The 16,883-nt window shown below is 64.6% G+C and carries 13 protein-coding genes; 5 read left to right on the top strand and 8 right to left on the bottom strand.

Annotation, left to right across the window (positions count from 1 at the left end; all coding sequences use genetic code 11):
• The first annotated feature begins 9 nt into the window (after nucleotides 1-9).
• The gene (gene rocF / locus EHV23_RS11725; protein WP_125096242.1) at nucleotides 10-945 is read left to right on the top strand and encodes an arginase; all 936 of its coding nucleotides are present in this window, start codon (nucleotides 10-12) and stop codon (nucleotides 943-945) included.
• A 1-nt stretch (nucleotide 946) separates the two neighbouring features.
• On the opposite strand, the gene EHV23_RS11720 is transcribed toward rocF, so the two are convergent.
• The 3 genes from EHV23_RS11720 to rsmD form a co-directional block, all read right to left on the bottom strand.
• Entirely contained in the window at nucleotides 947-1,213 is a 267-nt protein-coding gene (locus tag EHV23_RS11720; protein WP_125096241.1) for a YfhL family 4Fe-4S dicluster ferredoxin, read from the bottom strand.
• Nucleotides 1,214-1,418: 205 nt separating this feature from the next.
• On the bottom strand, nucleotides 1,419-1,922 hold the full coding sequence (gene coaD / locus EHV23_RS11715; protein ID WP_125096240.1) for a pantetheine-phosphate adenylyltransferase: 504 nt from the start codon (nucleotides 1,920-1,922) through the stop codon (nucleotides 1,419-1,421).
• Nucleotides 1,923-1,995: 73 nt separating this feature from the next.
• Nucleotides 1,996-2,706 carry a 16S rRNA (guanine(966)-N(2))-methyltransferase RsmD gene (rsmD, locus tag EHV23_RS11710; protein ID WP_125096239.1) on the bottom strand — a complete coding sequence of 237 codons (711 nt, stop codon included), beginning with the start codon at nucleotides 2,704-2,706 and terminating at the stop codon, nucleotides 1,996-1,998.
• A 566-nt stretch (nucleotides 2,707-3,272) separates the two neighbouring features.
• On the opposite strand from rsmD, the gene ftsY reads away from it, so the two are divergent.
• The 3 genes from ftsY to ltrA all read left to right on the top strand — a co-directional run bounded on the left by ftsY (nucleotide 3,273) and on the right by ltrA (nucleotide 7,607).
• The gene (gene ftsY, locus EHV23_RS11705; RefSeq protein WP_203229036.1) at nucleotides 3,273-4,583 is read left to right on the top strand and encodes a signal recognition particle-docking protein FtsY; all 1,311 of its coding nucleotides are present in this window, start codon (nucleotides 3,273-3,275) and stop codon (nucleotides 4,581-4,583) included.
• A gap of 392 nt (nucleotides 4,584-4,975) precedes the next feature.
• Nucleotides 4,976-5,749, top strand: a complete 774-nt coding sequence (gene rfbF / locus EHV23_RS11700; RefSeq protein ID WP_125096237.1) for a glucose-1-phosphate cytidylyltransferase — start codon at nucleotides 4,976-4,978, stop codon at nucleotides 5,747-5,749.
• Nucleotides 5,750-6,230: 481 nt separating this feature from the next.
• Entirely contained in the window at nucleotides 6,231-7,607 is a 1,377-nt protein-coding gene (ltrA, locus tag EHV23_RS11690) for a group II intron reverse transcriptase/maturase (protein WP_125094802.1), read from the top strand.
• 299 nt (nucleotides 7,608-7,906) lie between these two features.
• Here ltrA and EHV23_RS11685 read toward each other — a convergent pair whose 3' ends face one another.
• The 5 genes from EHV23_RS11685 to EHV23_RS11665 form a co-directional block, all read right to left on the bottom strand.
• A complete protein-coding gene (locus tag EHV23_RS11685; protein WP_125096236.1) occupies nucleotides 7,907-9,262 on the bottom strand; it encodes a glutamate-1-semialdehyde 2,1-aminomutase in 1,356 nt (451 codons plus the stop codon).
• 112 nt (nucleotides 9,263-9,374) lie between these two features.
• Entirely contained in the window at nucleotides 9,375-10,736 is a 1,362-nt protein-coding gene (locus EHV23_RS11680; RefSeq protein WP_238990435.1) for a DUF4910 domain-containing protein, read from the bottom strand.
• 2 nt (nucleotides 10,737-10,738) lie between these two features.
• A complete protein-coding gene (locus tag EHV23_RS11675) occupies nucleotides 10,739-12,028 on the bottom strand; it encodes a class I SAM-dependent methyltransferase (RefSeq protein WP_125096234.1) in 1,290 nt (429 codons plus the stop codon).
• A 347-nt stretch (nucleotides 12,029-12,375) separates the two neighbouring features.
• The gene (gene epsE / locus EHV23_RS11670; protein ID WP_125096233.1) at nucleotides 12,376-13,191 is read right to left on the bottom strand and encodes a polysaccharide export protein EpsE; all 816 of its coding nucleotides are present in this window, start codon (nucleotides 13,189-13,191) and stop codon (nucleotides 12,376-12,378) included.
• 506 nt (nucleotides 13,192-13,697) lie between these two features.
• On the bottom strand, nucleotides 13,698-15,029 hold the full coding sequence (locus EHV23_RS11665; RefSeq protein ID WP_125096232.1) for an outer membrane beta-barrel protein: 1,332 nt from the start codon (nucleotides 15,027-15,029) through the stop codon (nucleotides 13,698-13,700).
• 246 nt (nucleotides 15,030-15,275) lie between these two features.
• Here EHV23_RS11665 and EHV23_RS11660 point away from each other — a divergent pair, with 246 nt between their 5' ends.
• Nucleotides 15,276-16,673, top strand: coding sequence for an undecaprenyl-phosphate glucose phosphotransferase (locus EHV23_RS11660; RefSeq protein ID WP_125096231.1), 1,398 nt, complete (start codon nucleotides 15,276-15,278; stop codon nucleotides 16,671-16,673).
• Nucleotides 16,674-16,883: the final 210 nt, after the last annotated feature.

Genomic DNA, 16,883 nt, shown 5'->3' with positions numbered 1-16,883 from the left:
CGCGACACCATGACCACCACCCCACCCCTCAAAGTCTCCCTCATCGGCGCCCCCTCCGACGCAGGCGCAAGCCTCCTGGGCTCGGCCATGGGGCCGGATGCCCTGCGGGTTGCCCAGCTGGGGCCGGCGCTGGCCGCCCTGGGGCTGGACGTGCTGGACACGGGCAACCTTTCTGGCCCGGTCAATCCGCGTGGCCCGCGTGATCCGCAGGCGGCGGGTCTGCGCAATCTGCCGGAGGCCATTTTCTGGACGCAGGCCGTGCACGACGCCGTGTGGGCACAGTTTCAGGCAGGCCGCATGCCCATCATGCTGGGGGGCGACCACCATCTGGCAGCCGGTTCGATCAGCGCGGTGGCGCGCCATGCGCGAGCGCAGGGCAAGAAGCTGCGGGTGCTGTGGCTGGACGCCCACTCCGACATCAATACGCCGGACACCTCGCCCAGTGGCAATATCCACGGCATTCCGGTGGCCAACCTGCTGGGCTTCGGGCCGCACGAGCTGATTTCCATGTCGGGCGAGACACCGGCCATCAAACCCGAAAGCATGCGTTACGTGGGCATCCGCTCGGTGGATGAGCATGAAAAGCGGATGATCCGCCAGATGGGCATCCAGGCCTTCGACATGCGGGCCATCGACGAGCTGGGCATGCGCGAGGCCATGCACCGGGTGCTGGACGGTCTGGATGACGACACGCACCTGCACGTGAGTTTCGATGCGGACTTTCTGGACCCGGAAATCGCTCCGGGTACGGGCACACGCGTGCGCGGCGGCGCCACCTACCGCGAGGCACAGCTGTGCATGGAGATGATTGCCGACACGGGCCGGATGACCTCGCTGGATGTGGTGGAGGTGAATCCGGCGCTGGACATCCGCAACCAGACGGCCGAGCTGGTGGTGGACCTGGTCGAAAGCCTGTTCGGCAAGAGCACGCTGATCAACCGCTGATTCAGGCAGCCGAAGGGGTTTTCTCGGCCTGCAGGCGCAGGAATTTTTCCATGAGCTGTTCGCGGGATTCGTTCAGCTCGAAGTTGATGGGAATGCATTCCACGGGGCAGATCTGCGCGCACTGGGGTTCATCGAAGTGCCCCACGCATTCGGTGCAGCGGTTGGGGTCGATGATGTAGTACTCGGGTCCCTGCGAGATGGCCTCGTTGGGGCACTCGGGTTCACAGCAGTCGCAGTTGATGCATTCGTCGGTGATGATCAGGGCCATGGAGTGGCGCTCCTTGGGATGCTGGATGATTCGGTGCTGGATTCTGGCTTGCGTTGGGTGCCGGATGGGGCACGGGGTCCGGTGTCGTACTGGGTACTGCATGCGTCGCGGGGTTCAGCATGGCGCTGGTTTCGGTGCGACGCTGTTTTCCGGATTCGGCCCGGGATTCAAATCGTGTTATGGACTCGGTGTCTCCGGTCGGGTGTCAGGGGGCAGGCGCTGCGGGTGAGCGGCGCTCGCGGTATTTCTGCTGCAGGGCAGCCAGCACGACGGGGCTGACGAAGGGGCTGACATCGCCGCCCAGCAGGGCAATTTCGCGTACCAGCGTGCCGGTGATGGACTGGTAACGGTCGTCCGGGATGACGAAGTGGGTATCGATGGCCGGCAGCAGTGTGCGATTGAGGCTGGCCATGCGCCGTTCGTAGTCGAAGTCGCTGGCGTCGCGCAGGCCGCGCACGATGAGTCCGGCCCCCTGCTGGCGGGCAAATTCGGTGACCAGCCCGGTGAAGTGCATGACGCGCACGTTGGCCAGGCCGGTCAGGATGGCCTTGGCCATGTCGAGCCGTTCGGCCAGGGTGAACAGGGTGCTCTTGCGGCTGTCGGACACGGCAACGATGACGGCCTCGTGATGGGCAGCAACGCGCTGGACCACGTCCTGGTGGCCAAGGGTCAGCGGGTCGAAGGTGCCGGGATAGACGACAAGGGTCATGTGGGGTGCCGATGAGAAAAGAATATGGCTGGCCGCCATTATCAGCCTTCCGGGGCCTTGCGGCCAGAGCGTGTCAAGGAGCAGTCCGTCCTCGCCCGGGAAAGCCCGAGTGTATACCCTCCCCTGCGCCTGCCTCCATATCCTCCCCCGTGCCTGCATCCGCAACCGGGTCATGCGCGGCCCGTACGGACACACCACCGTCGCCCGTATCCTGCAGCAGGTGGTAGTGGACCTGTCCTGCCCTGCCGCTGCGCAGGATGGCCAGACGGCCGCACTGCTGCCGGGCCAGCCATTCGGGCGTGAGCGGAAAGTCGGCCTCGGCATAGATGAAGCCCTGGGGAGCCAGACGGGCCAGTGCGGCGGGCAGGATGCGTTCCATCCAGCCGGCACGAAACGGGGGATCCAGCAGGATGAGATCGGCACCCGCGGCAGGAGAGCTGCCCGGGGATTGCTGCTTGGCCAGCCAGCGGCTGGCATCGGCCCGGTGCAGCCGAATGACGCCCTGCGCGCCCAGCTGCTGGATGCTGCTCTGCAGGCCGCGGGCGATGGCGGGGTTCTGTTCGACCATGTCCACCCAGGCGGCGCCCCGGGAAGCGGCCTCGAAGCCCAGAGCACCGCTGCCGGCAAACAGGTCGATGCAGCGCCAGCCGGTGAGATCCTGCCCCAGCCAGTTGAACAGGGTCTCGCGGACCCGGTCGGGCGTGGGCCGCAGGCCGGGGGCGTCGGGTACGGGCAGCAGGCGGCGCTTCCACTGGCCACCGATGATGCGGATGCGGGAGGTCATGGGTTGATTCTAGAGCGTGTCACGGACCCACTGCTCCCGTGCGTCTAATTCCGGGGTTCGCTTCGCGGGTCCGCTCCCCGGCTCTGCTTCAGGGTCCATTTTGGGGTCCGCTGCCGGGTTCTGCTCCCGGAACCTGCACACGGCACCTGTCAGCACGCGGCGGGACAAGCCGTGCCTGCGCAGTACGCCTTGTCAGCACACGGCCGGAATCGGCGTGGGAACGAATGAATCCATGACACGCTCTAGAATCGGGGAACCGATGCCTTTCCGGAACCCACGACATGTTTGGTTTTTTCCGCCGCAAGAATCAGGATCAGAAAGCCGCCGAAGCCGCAGCGGAGTTTGCTGCCGCAGCCGAGCGCACCGAGGCCGAGCAGCAGGCGCTGGCCGAGGCCCGGCAGGCCGTGGCCAACGGCACGGCCACGCTGGTGCAGCAGGCCCTGGTCATGCAGGCCGACGAGGCAGCACAGCAGGCAGCCGCAGCTACGCCTGCCGCCACACCCGCCACTACACCCGTTACCGAAGCGGCAGCAGTCCCAGGGCCCGGGACACCTGCCCCGACTGGCATGTCCCCAGCCGAAGCCGCGGCGACCGCATCCACAGCGACCGCCGAATCCACAACAGCCGCTGCATCCCCGGCGGCAGCCATCTCCACGACAGCAACGGCATCCCCGGCACCTGCAGCACCTGCTGACGACGAGGCTGCCCGGCGCGCGATGGTCGAGCAGGCTGCCCTGCAGGTCGAGCGCGATCTGGCCGCGCAGGCCGAGGCAAACCGGCAGGCCGAAGCCGCTGCGCACGCCGGACATGCTGCAAGCGCCAATGAGGCGGCAGCGGTGGCCGCCCGGGAAGCGCAGGCACGACAGGCTGCAGCCGAGGCGGCCCAGGCACCAGCCGCCTTGCCCACCACGTACGGTGACAGCGAGATCGTCCCGCCCACCCAGGCACTGCCGGAGGCCGTCCGCCCGGCACGGGCGGGCTGGTTCGAGCGGCTGCGCGGCGGGCTGGCGCGTACCCGTTCACAGCTGGGCAGCATTTTAAGTCGCAGCAAAATCGACGAGTCGCTGTATGAGGATCTGGAGACGGCGCTGCTGGCCAGCGACACGGGCTATGGCACGACGGAATGGCTGCTCGGCCAGCTGCGCGAGCGGGTCAAACGCGACCGCATCCAGGACGCCGCCACGCTGAAGACGGCACTGATCGACATTCTCACCGACCTGCTGACCCCGCTGGAAAAACCCATCGACGTGGACCGGGCCAGTCCGCTGGTCATGATGATTGCCGGCGTCAATGGCGCCGGCAAGACCACCTCCATCGGCAAGCTGGCCCGGCACCTGCACCAGATCGAGCAGTCGGTGCTGCTGGCAGCGGGCGATACGTTCCGGGCGGCCGCGCGCGAGCAGCTGGCCCGCTGGGGCGAACGCAACCAGGTGCACGTGATTGCCAATGAGGGCGGCGATCCGGCAGCGGTGGCCTTCGACGCGATCAAGGCCGGTCAGGCACGTGGCATCGATGTGGTGATGGTGGATACGGCCGGCCGGCTGCCCACGCAGCGCCATCTGATGGACGAGCTGAAGAAGATCCGCCGCGTGATGGGCAAGGCCATGGACGACGCGCCGCACGAAGTGCTGCTGGTGCTGGACGGCAATACCGGCCAGAACATGCTGGCACAGGTGCAGGCGTTCGACGAGGCCGTGCAGCTGACCGGGCTGATCGTGACCAAGCTGGACGGCACGGCGAAGGGCGGCGCGATTGCCGCACTGGCCCATACACGTCGCGACAATCCGCTGCCGGTGTACTTCATTGGCGTGGGCGAAGGGGTGGAAGACCTGCAGGGCTTCAGCGCCCGCGAGTTTGCCACGGCGCTGCTGGTCTGAAGCATCGAAACCGGCCGGCGGCGCCTGCACCGAAACCGGCACTGAAACTGAACAGACGCCGGGACCAGACCGGACACCACGGACGCAGGAACCAGACGAACACCGGGACCAGACGGACACCGCCACCCAGAGAGCGTCTGCACCGAACAGACCTGGGCGCCAGACGGGCTTCACCATCCGTCGAGCGGCGTGCCGGCCCCGAACGATTACCCGCGCCAGGCAGGCATGCGGCAAAAATACAACACCAAAATATCGTGTCGCGTTGTGAGCAAATGCATATTGCTCCGGACCTGACGGCAGGCCGTATCGTCCGTGTGTCATTTTTGGTTGACGGTTTCTGTTCGTCACGCGAATATGCCCGCTGCATTTTGACACTGAGGACCATTCTCACCATGCAAGCGGTCATTCTTGCGGGCGGCTTCGGCACCCGCATCAGCGAAGAAAGCGCGGTGCGTCCCAAGCCGATGGTCGAGATCGGCGGGCAACCCATTCTGTGGCACATCATGAAGATCTATGCCTCGCATGGCATCAACGACTTCGTGATCTGCTGTGGCTACAAGAGCCACGTGATCAAGCAGTACTTCCACGAGTACGCCATCTCGCACGCCGATGTGACCTTCAACCTGGGCACCAACGAGATGCAGATCCACCGCAACGAGTCGGAGCCCTGGAATGTCACGCTGGTCGAGACGGGGCAGGATTCGATGACGGGTGGCCGCATCAAGCGTGCGTCGAAGTACATCAAGGGTGACACCTTCCTGTGCACCTACGGAGATGGCGTGAGCGACGTGGACATCACGGCAGCCATTGCCTTCCACAAACAGCATGGTCGCGAAGCCACGGTGACGGCCGTGCAGCCCCCGGGTCGCTTCGGTGCCTTCAGCCTGCCGGCCGACCAGACGCGCATCGAGTCGTTCATGGAAAAACCGCAGGGCGATGGCGCCTGGATCAACGGCGGCTACTTCGTACTGGACCGCAAGGTACTGGACCGCATCGAGGGTGACGACACGGTGTTCGAGCAGGAGCCGATGCGCTCGCTGTCGGCCGATGGCCAGCTGGAAGCCTGGCGTCACACCGGTTTCTGGCAGCCGATGGACACGCTGCGCGACAAGCACGTGCTGGAAGAGCTGTGGGCGTCGGGCAAGGCCCCCTGGAAGCGCTGGTAAGGTAGCCATGTGTCCGCCCTGACGGGCGGAATATTTCATGCAAAAGGGCCGGTATTCTTCAGGAACCGGCCCTTTTGCATGTGCGCCCAGCATGGGCGCACACCTGCGGGTGCAAGTCCCGCCACAAGCTGGCCACAGTGAGTGAAGTGAAGCGCAACTGCACAAGGGCGACCGAGTGTGGGAAGGAAGCGTGGAGCGTAATCTGCGGGCCGATGTACAAGAACCGGATACAAGGCGTTGCCGAGCAGGGCGAACGGGCATGTAACCGCGAAGCTCTTGTGGCCAAGGCGAGGTGACGTAAATCCGGCGGTCGTGCAGAGAAGGTGTGCGTTCTTACCTGGGGAGATCTCGCCTTATGCTCGAAAGGGCGACGGTGTCGAGCCGGAGCGAGAAGTCAGCAGAGGTCGTAGTAGCAGGACCAGCCCCATGATGGGACACAGGTCAGGCGAAGGACCGAACGAGAGGATGTGTTGACAGGATCATGTCGATGTCAAAGGCCATGCATCAGAAGCCTGCACGAGTGGGGCGACATGCAGTGAGTAGGGGTGAAGCCCCGAGGGGCGCATGTCGTGATGAAGCCTGCGGCCCGCGACATGACACCGAAGACACAGGAGCAGGGCTGCTCGATGCAGTTCTGGAAAGAGCCAACATGCAGCGGGCATGGAGGCGGGTGAAGGCCAATCGGGGAACGGCCGGTGTGGATGGTCTGGACATCGACCAGACATCCCGGCAGCTCAAGACCGAATGGCCGCGAATCCGCGAAGCACTGTTGCAGGGGACGTACCGGCCCAGCCCGGTACGACGGGTCATGATTCCGAAGCCGGGAGGTGGACAGCGAGAGCTGGGCATCCCGACGGTAACGGACAGACTGATCCAGCAGGCACTGCTGCAGGTACTGCAGCCGATGATTGATCCGGGCTTCAGTGAACACAGCTACGGCTTTCGGCCGGGACGGCGTGCGCACGACGCGGTGTTGGCCGCGCAGTCGTACATCCAGTCCGGCAGGAAGATCGTGGTGGATGTCGATCTGGAGAAGTTCTTTGACCGGGTCAATCACGACATCCTGATGGATCGCGTCAGAAAGCGCATTGGAGATGATGGCGTATGCCGTCTGGTCCGGGCGTATCTGAACGCGGGAATCATGGATGGCGGCGTGGTCGTAGAGCGGCACGAGGGGACACCGCAAGGTGGACCGCTGTCGCCGCTGCTGGCCAACCTGCTGCTCGATGAGGTGGACAAGGCGCTGGAGGCGCGCGGGCATTGCTTCGTTCGGTATGCCGACGACTGTAACGTATATGTGCACAGTCGTCGGGCAGGCGAACGGGTGATGCAGCTGTTGCGCCGGCTGTACGGCAGGCTGCATTTGCGGATCAACGAATCCAAGAGTGCGGTGGCCAGCGTCTTCACTGGCCGCAAGTTTCTGGGCTTCAGCTTCTGGATGGCTCCGAAAGGGGTCGTCAAACGGAGGGTGGCCCGGAAAGCTGTGATGGCCTTCAGGCAGCGTGTGCGCTGGCTGACCCGCCGCAGTGGCGGACGCAGCATACAGCAGGTGGTCGATGGGCTTCGCCCATTGCTGCTGGGATGGAGAGCCTATTTCAGACTGGCGCAAACGACAGGCGTCTGGCGAGAGCTGGATGAATGGATACGTCACCGGCTGCGGGCCATCCAGCTCAGGCAGTGGAAGCGGGGCAAGACCATGTTCAGGGAGTTGTGCGCCATGGGCGCAAGCACGGAAGTGGCCCGGAAAGTGGCGGCAAACAGCCGGCGCTGGTGGCATAACAGTGCGATGCTGCTCAACAGCGTGCTGACCCTGTCATGGTTCGACAGTCTTGGCCTGCCCCGTCTGGCATTATCCTGAATGTTTTCTCGAACCGCCCGGTGCGGACCCGCATGCCGGGTGGTGTGGCAGGGGTGCAGCCCAGAGGGCTGCCCCCTATGCCGATGACAAACGGTTGAGCGCCTCCACGGCTGCACCGGATGGCACAGCCACTGTCCCCCACTACACGGCACGTTCAGCCAATAGCTTCATCAGGCGGCAACACCCACCAGACAGTTGCGCCCACCGGGCAGCAATGCAGGCGGGCGTTGCCGATTGAACCGGGGCGCCCTGCCCCGCCGGTGCACAACAGGCACGGCAGGGAGGGACCGCAGCGGGGATCAGTTGTACCGGCGGTAGACCACCTTGGTGGGCGCACCCACCAGCAGACCATCGGTGCTGCCGGCTTCGAGGGCCTTTTTGTAGACCTTCGCCGCGCGGGCCACGGCTTCGATAGTGTGGTCGATGTCGGCATCGCTGTGTGCGTAGCTGACGATGAAGCTGGGGGCCAGCACGCCCCAGCGGATCAGCTCCTGCATGAACAGGGTGCGGAACGGCTGCGAGGGTTTGTGCTCGTGGTCGTGCGTGGAATAGAGCAGGTTGCAGCCACGGCCGGCAATGCCCAGGTATTCGCTCACGCCCAGATCGGCGGTGACCTGCTGGAAGCCGGCGCGCAGGCGGTCGCCCACGCGGTACAGGTGCTCGATGACCGGCTCGTCGCGGTAGATGCGCATGGTCTCGATGCCGGCGGCCAGGCTCGGACCTTCGGCGCCATGCGTGGTGGACAGCAGGAAGACGCGCTCGCGGTTGTGAAACAGACCACCCAGTTCCATCACTTCGCGCTTGCCGGTAAGGGCAGACAGCGAGAACCCGTTGGCCATGGCCTTGCCGAAGCAGGACATGTCGGGAGTGACACCGTACAGCGTCTGGGCGCCGCCCTTGTGGAAGCGAAAGCCGCTGATGGTCTCGTCCAGCGTGACCAGGGCGCCGTGCTGGTGCGACAGGTCGATGACCTGCTGCAGGAAGCCCTCTTTCGGCTCTTCGGTGCGGGCCGGCTCCAGCAGCACCATGGCAATCTGGTCCGGGTACTGGGCAAACAGCTGCTTCAGGCTGTCGATGTCGTTGTAGTTGAACTTGACGGTCAGGTCCACTTCGGCGCGGTTGACGCCGCCATCCATGGCGGTGGTACCGATGAACCAGTCGTTGTACGAGAAGAAGGGACTGTTGCTGCAGATGGCCACCAGCTTGCGGCCAGTGTGGGCGCGGGCCAGCTTGAGCGCAGCGGTCAGGATGGTGGAGCCGTCCTTGGCAAACTTGACCATCTCGGCGCTGGGGATCAGCGACTGCAGCATTTCGGCGGCCTGCAGTTCGATGGTGGCCGGGCGGTTGAAGTTGTTGCCCAGCAGCATCTGTCTGTGGGCCGCCTCGATGATGGACGGATACGCGTGGCCCAGCGTGACGGCGCGCAGGCCCATGCCGTATTCGATGAACTCGTTGCCGTCCACGTCCCAGATGTGGCAGCCCTTGCCGCGCTCGATGAAGCCGGGCGACAGCTCGGGGTACTGGTCATCGCCCTTGGCGTAGGTATGGGCACCGCCCGGAATGACGCTGTGCACCTTCGGACGCAGCGCCTTGGACTTATCGAAGCAGGTGCGCTCGACCATGGCGGGCGCGGCAGGCTTGGCAGAGGAACTCATGAGATGGACTATCCTGAATGGCTGCCCGCGGAACGGCAGGGGCAGGTGACGTGATGCAACAGGGAAAACCTGAAAGCGAAAAAGACGGCGCCAGAAGCAGGAAGACAGGTGTCTACACCGGTGTGCGCCCCTCTCCCAGCAGCCCGCAGTTCAGCAGCGCCTCGGCAGCCTGATGAATCAGCCCGAAGGGCAGGTCTGCCTTTTCGGTGATGTCGAGCAGGCTGTTCGTGCCATCTGACTGGTTGAGCACCCACAGCAGCGCCAGCTGCAGTTTCTGGCCCTCGTTGTGCCCGCCGATGAGCGAGTACAGGCCCCGGCGACCCAGTTGCGGCTCACCGAAGGGGCTGAGGTTCAGGTAGGTACCGTTGCGCTCGACCATGCCGAACGCCGTCAGCAGCAGCTGCAGCGAGCGCTCCAGATGTTCGGGGCGGATGAAATCGAGGTTGTCGGCCGAGGTGTGGTACTGCGGGTAGCTGCCGTAGGTGGAACGCGAGAAGCAGCCCATGGGCAGGTTGAAGCCGGGCGAGCAGAACTGGCGTTCGTCGTAGCCGTAGGGGAAGAACGGGATCTGTTCGTGCGCCTCGCCGCTTTCGGCCAGCATCAGCGCCATGATCCGGTCGATGTCGGCATTGCCCCGGCGGCTGCGCTTGTAGTGGTACTGGCCGCCATCGCCCACACCCGAAATCACCACCCCATGGGCCACACGCTGCGTCACATCCTGCCGCTGCGACAGCCAGCAGATGGCGCCGATGGTGGCCGGGATGAAGATGAAACGGTAGGTGTAGCGACGACGGGGCAGTGCAGCCAGCGTCTTCGCCAGCCAGGTGGCGGTGGCAATGCCCGACAGGTTGTCGTTGGCCAGCGAGGGGTGGCAGACGTGGGTGGAGACGAGCACCTCCTCGGTGCTGTCACCGGGCAGGATGCATTCGCCGAAGGTCATCGACCCCTGCACGAGATCGGTATCGACACAGACCTCGTAGCTGCCCGGTTCGAGCGCCTGCAGCTGCCGGTCGGTCAGGCAGAAACCCCAGTCACGCTTGAAGTATTGCGTGCGATAGGGAATCCAGTCCGGCCGGTCGGGCAGCGAGAAGAGGTGCGGCCGCAGCTCGTCCAGCGTCAGCGTCCCCCGAAAAGGGGCGCTGTAGTTGACCAGATGCAGGTTGTGGTCGGCAATGTCCACCACCTTGCGGCCGTCCGGCCCCTTGATCCACGCGGCCCGCACCACCCATTCCTGCGGCACCTCCCAGTCGAAGATCTTCGTGCCGGTGGGGACTTCGGTGACCGTGAGCGGAATGTGATGTCCAATGGCGGCCAGCGTGTCGCGCACGCCCTGCCCGGTGATGCTGCGCAGCATCGGGTAGAGCTGGGTGCAGAAGGCGTGCATGGCGGTGCCCTGCCCCGCGGCCTGGCTGGCAAGCGAGGCCGCGGTCAGCAGGGCCGCGGAGGGTTCGGAACCTGAACGGGTGGCGGACATGATCATTCGAAGATCTGGACTTCGGGCACCAGGATGACGAAGCGGCCGCCCCATTCGCGGATGGCGCTCATCTGCTTCATCACCTCGTCCTTCAGGTTCCAGGCGAGGATGACGAGGTAGTCGGGCTTCGTTTCCAGAATGTGCTCGGGGCCGTAGATGGGGATCTGCGTACCGGGCAGGAAGTGGTTCTGCTTGTGCGGGTTGCGGTCGACCGTGTACTCGATGTAATCGGAACGCACACCGGCATAGTTGAGCAGCGTGGCGGCCTTGGCCGGCGCGCCGTAGGCGGCAATGCGCTTGCCCTGGGCATGGGCGTCCAGCACGAAGCGCAGCAGGCTGCGCTTGCTGGCGCGGATGCGCTCTTCCAGGGCCAGGTACGGCTCCAGCGTGTCGAGGCCGGCGGCACGTTCACGGGCTTGCATTTCGGCCACGCGCGGGCTGACGGGCTGTTTGCCGGTGGCAGCCGGCTGGCAGTAGACGCGCAGCGAGCCCCCGTGGTTGGGGATCTCTTCCACGTCGAACACCGCGAGGCCGTGGTGGGCCAGGATGCGGCTGAAGGTCAGGAAGCCGTGGTAGCAGAAGTGCTCGTGGTAGATGTTGTCGAACTGGTTCTTCTGCAGCAGGTTCAGGACGTGGTGGAACTCGAAGGTGGCCACGCCGTGCTCCTTCAGCAGGATGGCAAAGCCGGCGATGAAGTCGTTGAGGTCCGGCACGTGCGCCACGACGTTGTTGGCGGCCATCAGGTCGGCGGCATGGCCCATGTCGCGCAGCTTGCGGGCGCTTTCACGGCCGAAGAACATCACCTCCATGGGGATGCCCAGCTTGCGGCCGGCTTCGGCCACGTTGGCGGCAGGTTCGACCCCCAGTACCGGCACCCCCTTGGGCAGGAACCAGCGCAGCAGGTAGCCGTCGTTGGCGGCCACTTCCACCACCTTGCTGTTCGGCCCCAGTTTGAAGCGTTCGGTCATCTCGTCGGCGTAGCGCTTGCCGTGGTCGAGCATGGCCTGGACGTAGGAGGAGAAATAGGCGTAGTCCGAGAAGATGGCTTCACCGCTCTGGAACTCTTCCAGCTGCACGAGGTAGCAGTTGCCGCAGACGTAGGCGTGCAGGGGGAAGAACGGCTCCATTTTGTTGAGGTCTTCCGGCTTGCGGATGGCGTTGGCCATGGGTGACATGCCCAGGTTGGCCACGGTGTGGCGCAGCTGGGTGCCACAGAAGCGGCATTTGGCATGTGTGGCGGCCAGGGCAGCGAGATCCTTGCGGACGGCGGAGGCGGTTTGGGTTCCGGACATGGTGGTGTTGTGCAAAGGGAAGCCTGAAGTCTGATGGCTGCAGACGCAGTGGCTTCTGCAGCGGCAAGCCCGCAGTATGCGGTGAAGGCATGCTGTACGGGTGTAAAACAGATGACGGATTCGGCGACAGCTTGCAGAATGGGCAACTGATTCTGAAACATTGCGCCAGGTGCGTCACCGTACCACAGGGACCTGTCGCGCCGCGACGACAGACTTGGCATTTTGGGTCTGATGGATGCCGCGAGGGGGATGAACGGTTGGGGTATTACCCCTGAACGACAAACGGCGCTCGAAGGCGCCGTTCTGGGGTGCCGGGGGCAGCCCCGGCACAGATCCGTACGGGAAGATCAGAAGATGCTTTCGCGCACGAAGATCAGGTCGTCCGGACGGACCGGATCGTCAAGCTTGGGCTCGAGCACCTGGATGTTGCGGTCGCCCACACGACGGTGCAGACGGATGCCACGGTCGGTACCACGCAGGGTCAGACCACCGCCCTTGGCCACGGCCTGGGCCACGGTCATGCCACGGTCCAGCACGTACTGGCCCGGACGCTGCACCTGGCCATAGACGTAGTAGTTGGGGGCCTTGTTGACGAAAATGGTGTCGCCAGCCTGCAACACCACGTCCTTGCTCAGGTCACCGGTGTTGAACATGTCGACCAGGTCGATTTCCAGACGCTGCGGACGGCCGTTGCGGGTGGTCATCAGGATGACGCTGTTGGAGCCGGCCTCGTTGACCCCGCCGGCCACCGACAGGATTTCCGACAGGCGCATGCCGGTCGTTTCCAGCGGATAGCGGCCCGGGTTGGCCACGTTGCCCAGCACGGAAACCTGCTGGCTGCGGAACTGCAGCACGTTCAGGGTGACCTGCGGGTTCTGCAGGAAGCGGCCTTCACGCAGGCGGGTGGCGATGAGGTTCTCGGCCTGCTGCGGGGACAGACCGGCCAGCTTGACCACACCCAGCAGCGGGAAGGAGATGACACCGCTTTCGGAGATGCGGGCCTCGACGGTGAGGTCCTGCGACTGGAACACCTGGATGCGCAGAACGTCGCCAGGGCCGAGCAGGTAGTCGCTGCGGGACTGGGCAAAGGCCTGGGAGGCCATGCCGATGGCGGCCAGGGCCATCAGCCCCAGCACGAACTTCTTGAAACGAGAAAGGATCATGGATGCTGTCCTATGATGGATGAGCTGCCCGAGGGCTGAACAATGAAACGCCCTGCGCATTCAACGCCCGGGCACGCCAACCGGCTTACAGTGCCGTAGTGTCCGATTCTAGACCGGCCCATGTGGCGCCTGCGTGAATGATATCCGCAGCTTTCGTAAGAATGTTCGCCAAAGGCGAGCGGGCTGCGGGTGCTTGGGCCCGCGCAGATTGGGGGGCACGGCGGGCACCTGCAGCCTGTGCGGGGCTTCTGGCCCCCTGTGCAGGGGGTATCGCCGCGCTGCGCAGGATGGCCCCCATACCCGAAACGCAGGTAGTTGCTCCGGCCGCTGGCCCGCCCCAGACATGAATGCAAAACCCCGGCCGGGGCCGGGGTTTTGGGTCTGCGAGGCAGGAAACCGGCCTCATGCCGGGCCGGGGCCCCAGACTGCCCTTGAGGCAGCAGGGCCGCGGTACTCCCGAAGGCCGGCCTGCCGGGCCAGCGCCCGGGGCAGGCATGGGCCGCAGATCAGAACTGGACCTTCAGGCCGACACCGACGACGTTGGCCTTGTAGTCGAGGTTGTCGCGGTTGGAGTCACGCTTGTCGTGCTGCAGGTTCGCCATCAGGAACATGTTGCGGCGGAACTCGTAGTCGGCCTCGACACCCACGGAGAAGATCTTGTCCTTCCGGGTTGCTTCGCCGGCAGTGAGCTGCTCACCCTTGTAGCGACGGTTGTAGAAGCGGGCAAACGGTTCGAGCGTGATCTTGCCGGTGGCCTGGACGGTCGGGTTCAGGGCCAGCGACCAGGTCTCGGGGGACGTGGTGGAGACGGCATCGTCATCCGGCTCGATGGAACGGCCCAGCGAGGCACGCATCTGCACATTGCCGCTCAGCGCCCATTCCATGTCGAAACCGGTGGTCAGACCCTTGAAGTCGCGGTTGCCCTGGTCGTATTCGCGCCGGGTGTAGCCGATGTAACCGGCCAGACGGCTGTCTTCGCTGGGGCGGTACTGGACACGGGTCAGCAGCGAGTTCTCGTCGTAGTCGTTCTTGGTGCAGTTGTTGACGCCGCACAGCAGGGCACTGCCGTCATCGGCATAGCGGCGTGCGGACTTGTAGTCACCCTTCGTGGCACGGTAGACCAGATCGACCTCCAGACCGGTACCCGGGGCCCAGCGCATGCCGCCCTCGGCCGACTTCGTGTCGTAGTCGGTGTCTTTATAGACTTCCAGCGAGTTGCGGCTGCGCATGAAATCCACACCACCGATGACCGACCATGCCGGGGTGAAGCGGAAGCCGGCATTGAAGAAGACGTTCTGCGAGGTGATGTTGTTGCGGTCACCGTTGACGTTGGTGGCCTGCTGGTAGACACGGTCCTGCACGGTGGGCTGGGTACGGACCAGCTTGACACCGGCGCTGCCGAACAGCGGACGGCCGACCACCCAGTCCAGCGTGGCACCGGCGTTGTAGCCGACGTGGTCGAAGTCGTTGTACTCCTTGTACTTGAAGCCCTCGACCTCGGCATTGGCACGCAGGCGCTGCTGGCTGATGAGGCGGTCGAACTCGATGCCCATGCCGCCGTTCAGGTAGGTGTCCCCTGCCTTTTTGTTGGCATAGATACCGCCCTGCGACTGGTTGTTCAGACGCAACACATTGCTATCGTGCGTAACACCGACACGGCCGGTCAGCTTGATGACGTCGGCCTCGGCATCAGGCGTCCAGTCCTGGGCCGGGACATCCAGCTGGGCCTGGGCCGCGCTGGCAGCCAGACCACAGACGATCGCTGCCACGGCAGCGCTGACGCGGCGCATGCCGGCGGGCTGCGCACCTTTTTTTTGTTTTTGGATGAATTCTTTCATGACTACCCTGTCCTAAAAAGCTCAGAATGGAAGGAATGGTACCGCCTGTTCCCTTTCTTCTGCCGTTCACACTAAAGCATTGCGCCCCTCATGCCAAGCCCCAGACCCCCTCTCTGTGAACCCTGACACATCCAGCCCAAACCAATTACCATCATGCGGCCTTCTCCGGTTGGCCGATGTTGTATAAAGAGAATCCCCAGCAGATCACTCTACCGGGACCGACTGGTCGGTTCCCTGGCACGCGGTATGAACAGCCCATTTCTTGCCTCTTCCATCGTCCCCATCCGGACCGGGAACCGCAGCGTCATTTCGCTGATCTCGTCCGTCATCGATCCCACCCTGTCGGTCATCTGCCTCCTGCTGGTCACGGCGGCGGCCGGCCATCCCCTTCGCGCCCAGGAAATGGTCCTGGCCGTGCTCACCTTCGTGCTCAGCTACCCGGGCAGTGTGCCGTTCCGGGTGTACCAGCCCGGCTACCTGCGGCACCTGCTGGGCAGCTGGGGCCTGGTGGTGGGCCTGCTGCTGGTGTTCGGCCTGATGATCGACTCGCTGCGCCAGTTCGACCAGAACGTGCTGGCCACCTGGGTGATCGCCACCCCGGTGGTGCAGGCGCTGGGCCACTGGCTCTCGCCCCGGCTGCTGCACAAGGTCATTTCCATGCGGCCGGAGCAGACGGCCATCGTGGTGGCCGCCAACAGCCTGGGCCGCACGCTGGCCCGCTCCATCCAGGACGATCCGCTGTCGCAGACACGGATCATGGCCTTCTTCGACGACCGCACGCCCGACCGTCTGGGTGAGGTGAGCGAAGCCCCGGTGGCCGGCGGCTTCAGCGCCGTGGCCCAGTTCGTGCGGGCGAACAAGATCGACCAGATCTTCATCGCCCTGCCGATGGCCTCGCAGCCCCGCATCCTGAAGCTGCTGGAAGACCTGCGCGACACCACGGCCTCCATCTACTTCGTGCCGGACATCTTCATGTTCGACCTGATCCAGGCGCGAGTGGATTCGGTGGGCGGCCTGCCGGTGGTGGCGGTGTGCGAAACGCCGTTCTACGGCACGACCGGCGTACTCAAGCGCCTGTCGGACATCGTCATCGCCTCCATTGCGCTGATTCTCACGCTGCCCATCACGCTCACCATCGCGCTGGCCATCCGGCTGACCTCGCCGGGTCCGATCATCTTCAAGCAGCGCCGCTACGGGCTGGATGGTTCAGAGATCAATGTCTACAAGTTCCGCTCGATGCGGGTGCAGGAAAACGGCCCCGAAGTTCGCCAGGCCACCAAGAACGACGACCGGATCACTCCGATCGGCCGCTTCCTGCGCAAGACCTCGCTGGACGAGCTGCCGCAGTTCTTCAACGTGCTGCAGGGCCGGATGAGCGTGGTGGGCCCGCGTCCGCACGCGGTGGCGCACAACGAGACATACCGCAAGCTGATCAAGGGCTACATGATCCGCCACAAGGTCAAGCCGGGCATCACCGGGCTGGCCCAGGTCAACGGCGCCCGCGGCGAAACCGACACCATCGAGAAGATGGAGCTGCGCATCCGCTACGACCTGGAGTACCTGCGCCACTGGTCGCTGCGGCTGGACCTGAAGATCATCCTCAAGACCATTCTGGTGTCGTTCCGCGATCCGAATGCATACTGAGACGGGGGCTGGCGCGGGATGTACTCCGGAATGAATGCTGGCCACCCCGTAGTCGCTGATGCGCGCTGATGGGAATTGCGGGGACATCAGGCACGAACCGGGTCGGGCGCAGACCGGTACAGCATGAGTTCATGGCACGCGCCCTAAGCCCCGGCAAAGTCTGATACCCCACACTGCAGCCTGTGAGCTGCACGGCCCCGACAGCCACGG

It is taken from the genome of Lautropia dentalis (assembly GCF_003892345.1).
Taxonomy (GTDB): Bacteria; Pseudomonadota; Gammaproteobacteria; order Burkholderiales; family Burkholderiaceae_E; genus Lautropia; species Lautropia dentalis.
Note: the sequence above shows the minus strand (reverse complement) of the source record. Positions and strands in the feature narration are given on the sequence as shown.

What these genes read in the sequence shown, in the direction of transcription:
- rocF (WP_125096242.1), top strand. Translation starts at nt 10, where the DNA reads ATGACCACCACCCCACCCCTCAAAGTCTCCCTCATCGGCGCCCCCTCC.
- EHV23_RS11720 (WP_125096241.1), bottom strand. Translation starts at nt 1,213, where the DNA reads ATGGCCCTGATCATCACCGACGAATGCATCAACTGCGACTGCTGTGAA.
- coaD (WP_125096240.1), bottom strand. Translation starts at nt 1,922, where the DNA reads ATGACCCTTGTCGTCTATCCCGGCACCTTCGACCCGCTGACCCTTGGC.
- rsmD (WP_125096239.1), bottom strand. Translation starts at nt 2,706, where the DNA reads ATGACCTCCCGCATCCGCATCATCGGTGGCCAGTGGAAGCGCCGCCTG.
- ftsY (WP_203229036.1), top strand. Translation starts at nt 3,273, where the DNA reads ATGTCCCCAGCCGAAGCCGCGGCGACCGCATCCACAGCGACCGCCGAA.
- rfbF (WP_125096237.1), top strand. Translation starts at nt 4,976, where the DNA reads ATGCAAGCGGTCATTCTTGCGGGCGGCTTCGGCACCCGCATCAGCGAA.
- ltrA (WP_125094802.1), top strand. Translation starts at nt 6,231, where the DNA reads ATGTCGATGTCAAAGGCCATGCATCAGAAGCCTGCACGAGTGGGGCGA.
- EHV23_RS11685 (WP_125096236.1), bottom strand. Translation starts at nt 9,262, where the DNA reads ATGAGTTCCTCTGCCAAGCCTGCCGCGCCCGCCATGGTCGAGCGCACC.
- EHV23_RS11680 (WP_238990435.1), bottom strand. Translation starts at nt 10,736, where the DNA reads ATGTCCGCCACCCGTTCAGGTTCCGAACCCTCCGCGGCCCTGCTGACC.
- EHV23_RS11675 (WP_125096234.1), bottom strand. Translation starts at nt 12,028, where the DNA reads ATGTCCGGAACCCAAACCGCCTCCGCCGTCCGCAAGGATCTCGCTGCC.
- epsE (WP_125096233.1), bottom strand. Translation starts at nt 13,191, where the DNA reads ATGATCCTTTCTCGTTTCAAGAAGTTCGTGCTGGGGCTGATGGCCCTG.
- EHV23_RS11665 (WP_125096232.1), bottom strand. Translation starts at nt 15,029, where the DNA reads ATGAAAGAATTCATCCAAAAACAAAAAAAAGGTGCGCAGCCCGCCGGC.
- EHV23_RS11660 (WP_125096231.1), top strand. Translation starts at nt 15,276, where the DNA reads ATGAACAGCCCATTTCTTGCCTCTTCCATCGTCCCCATCCGGACCGGG.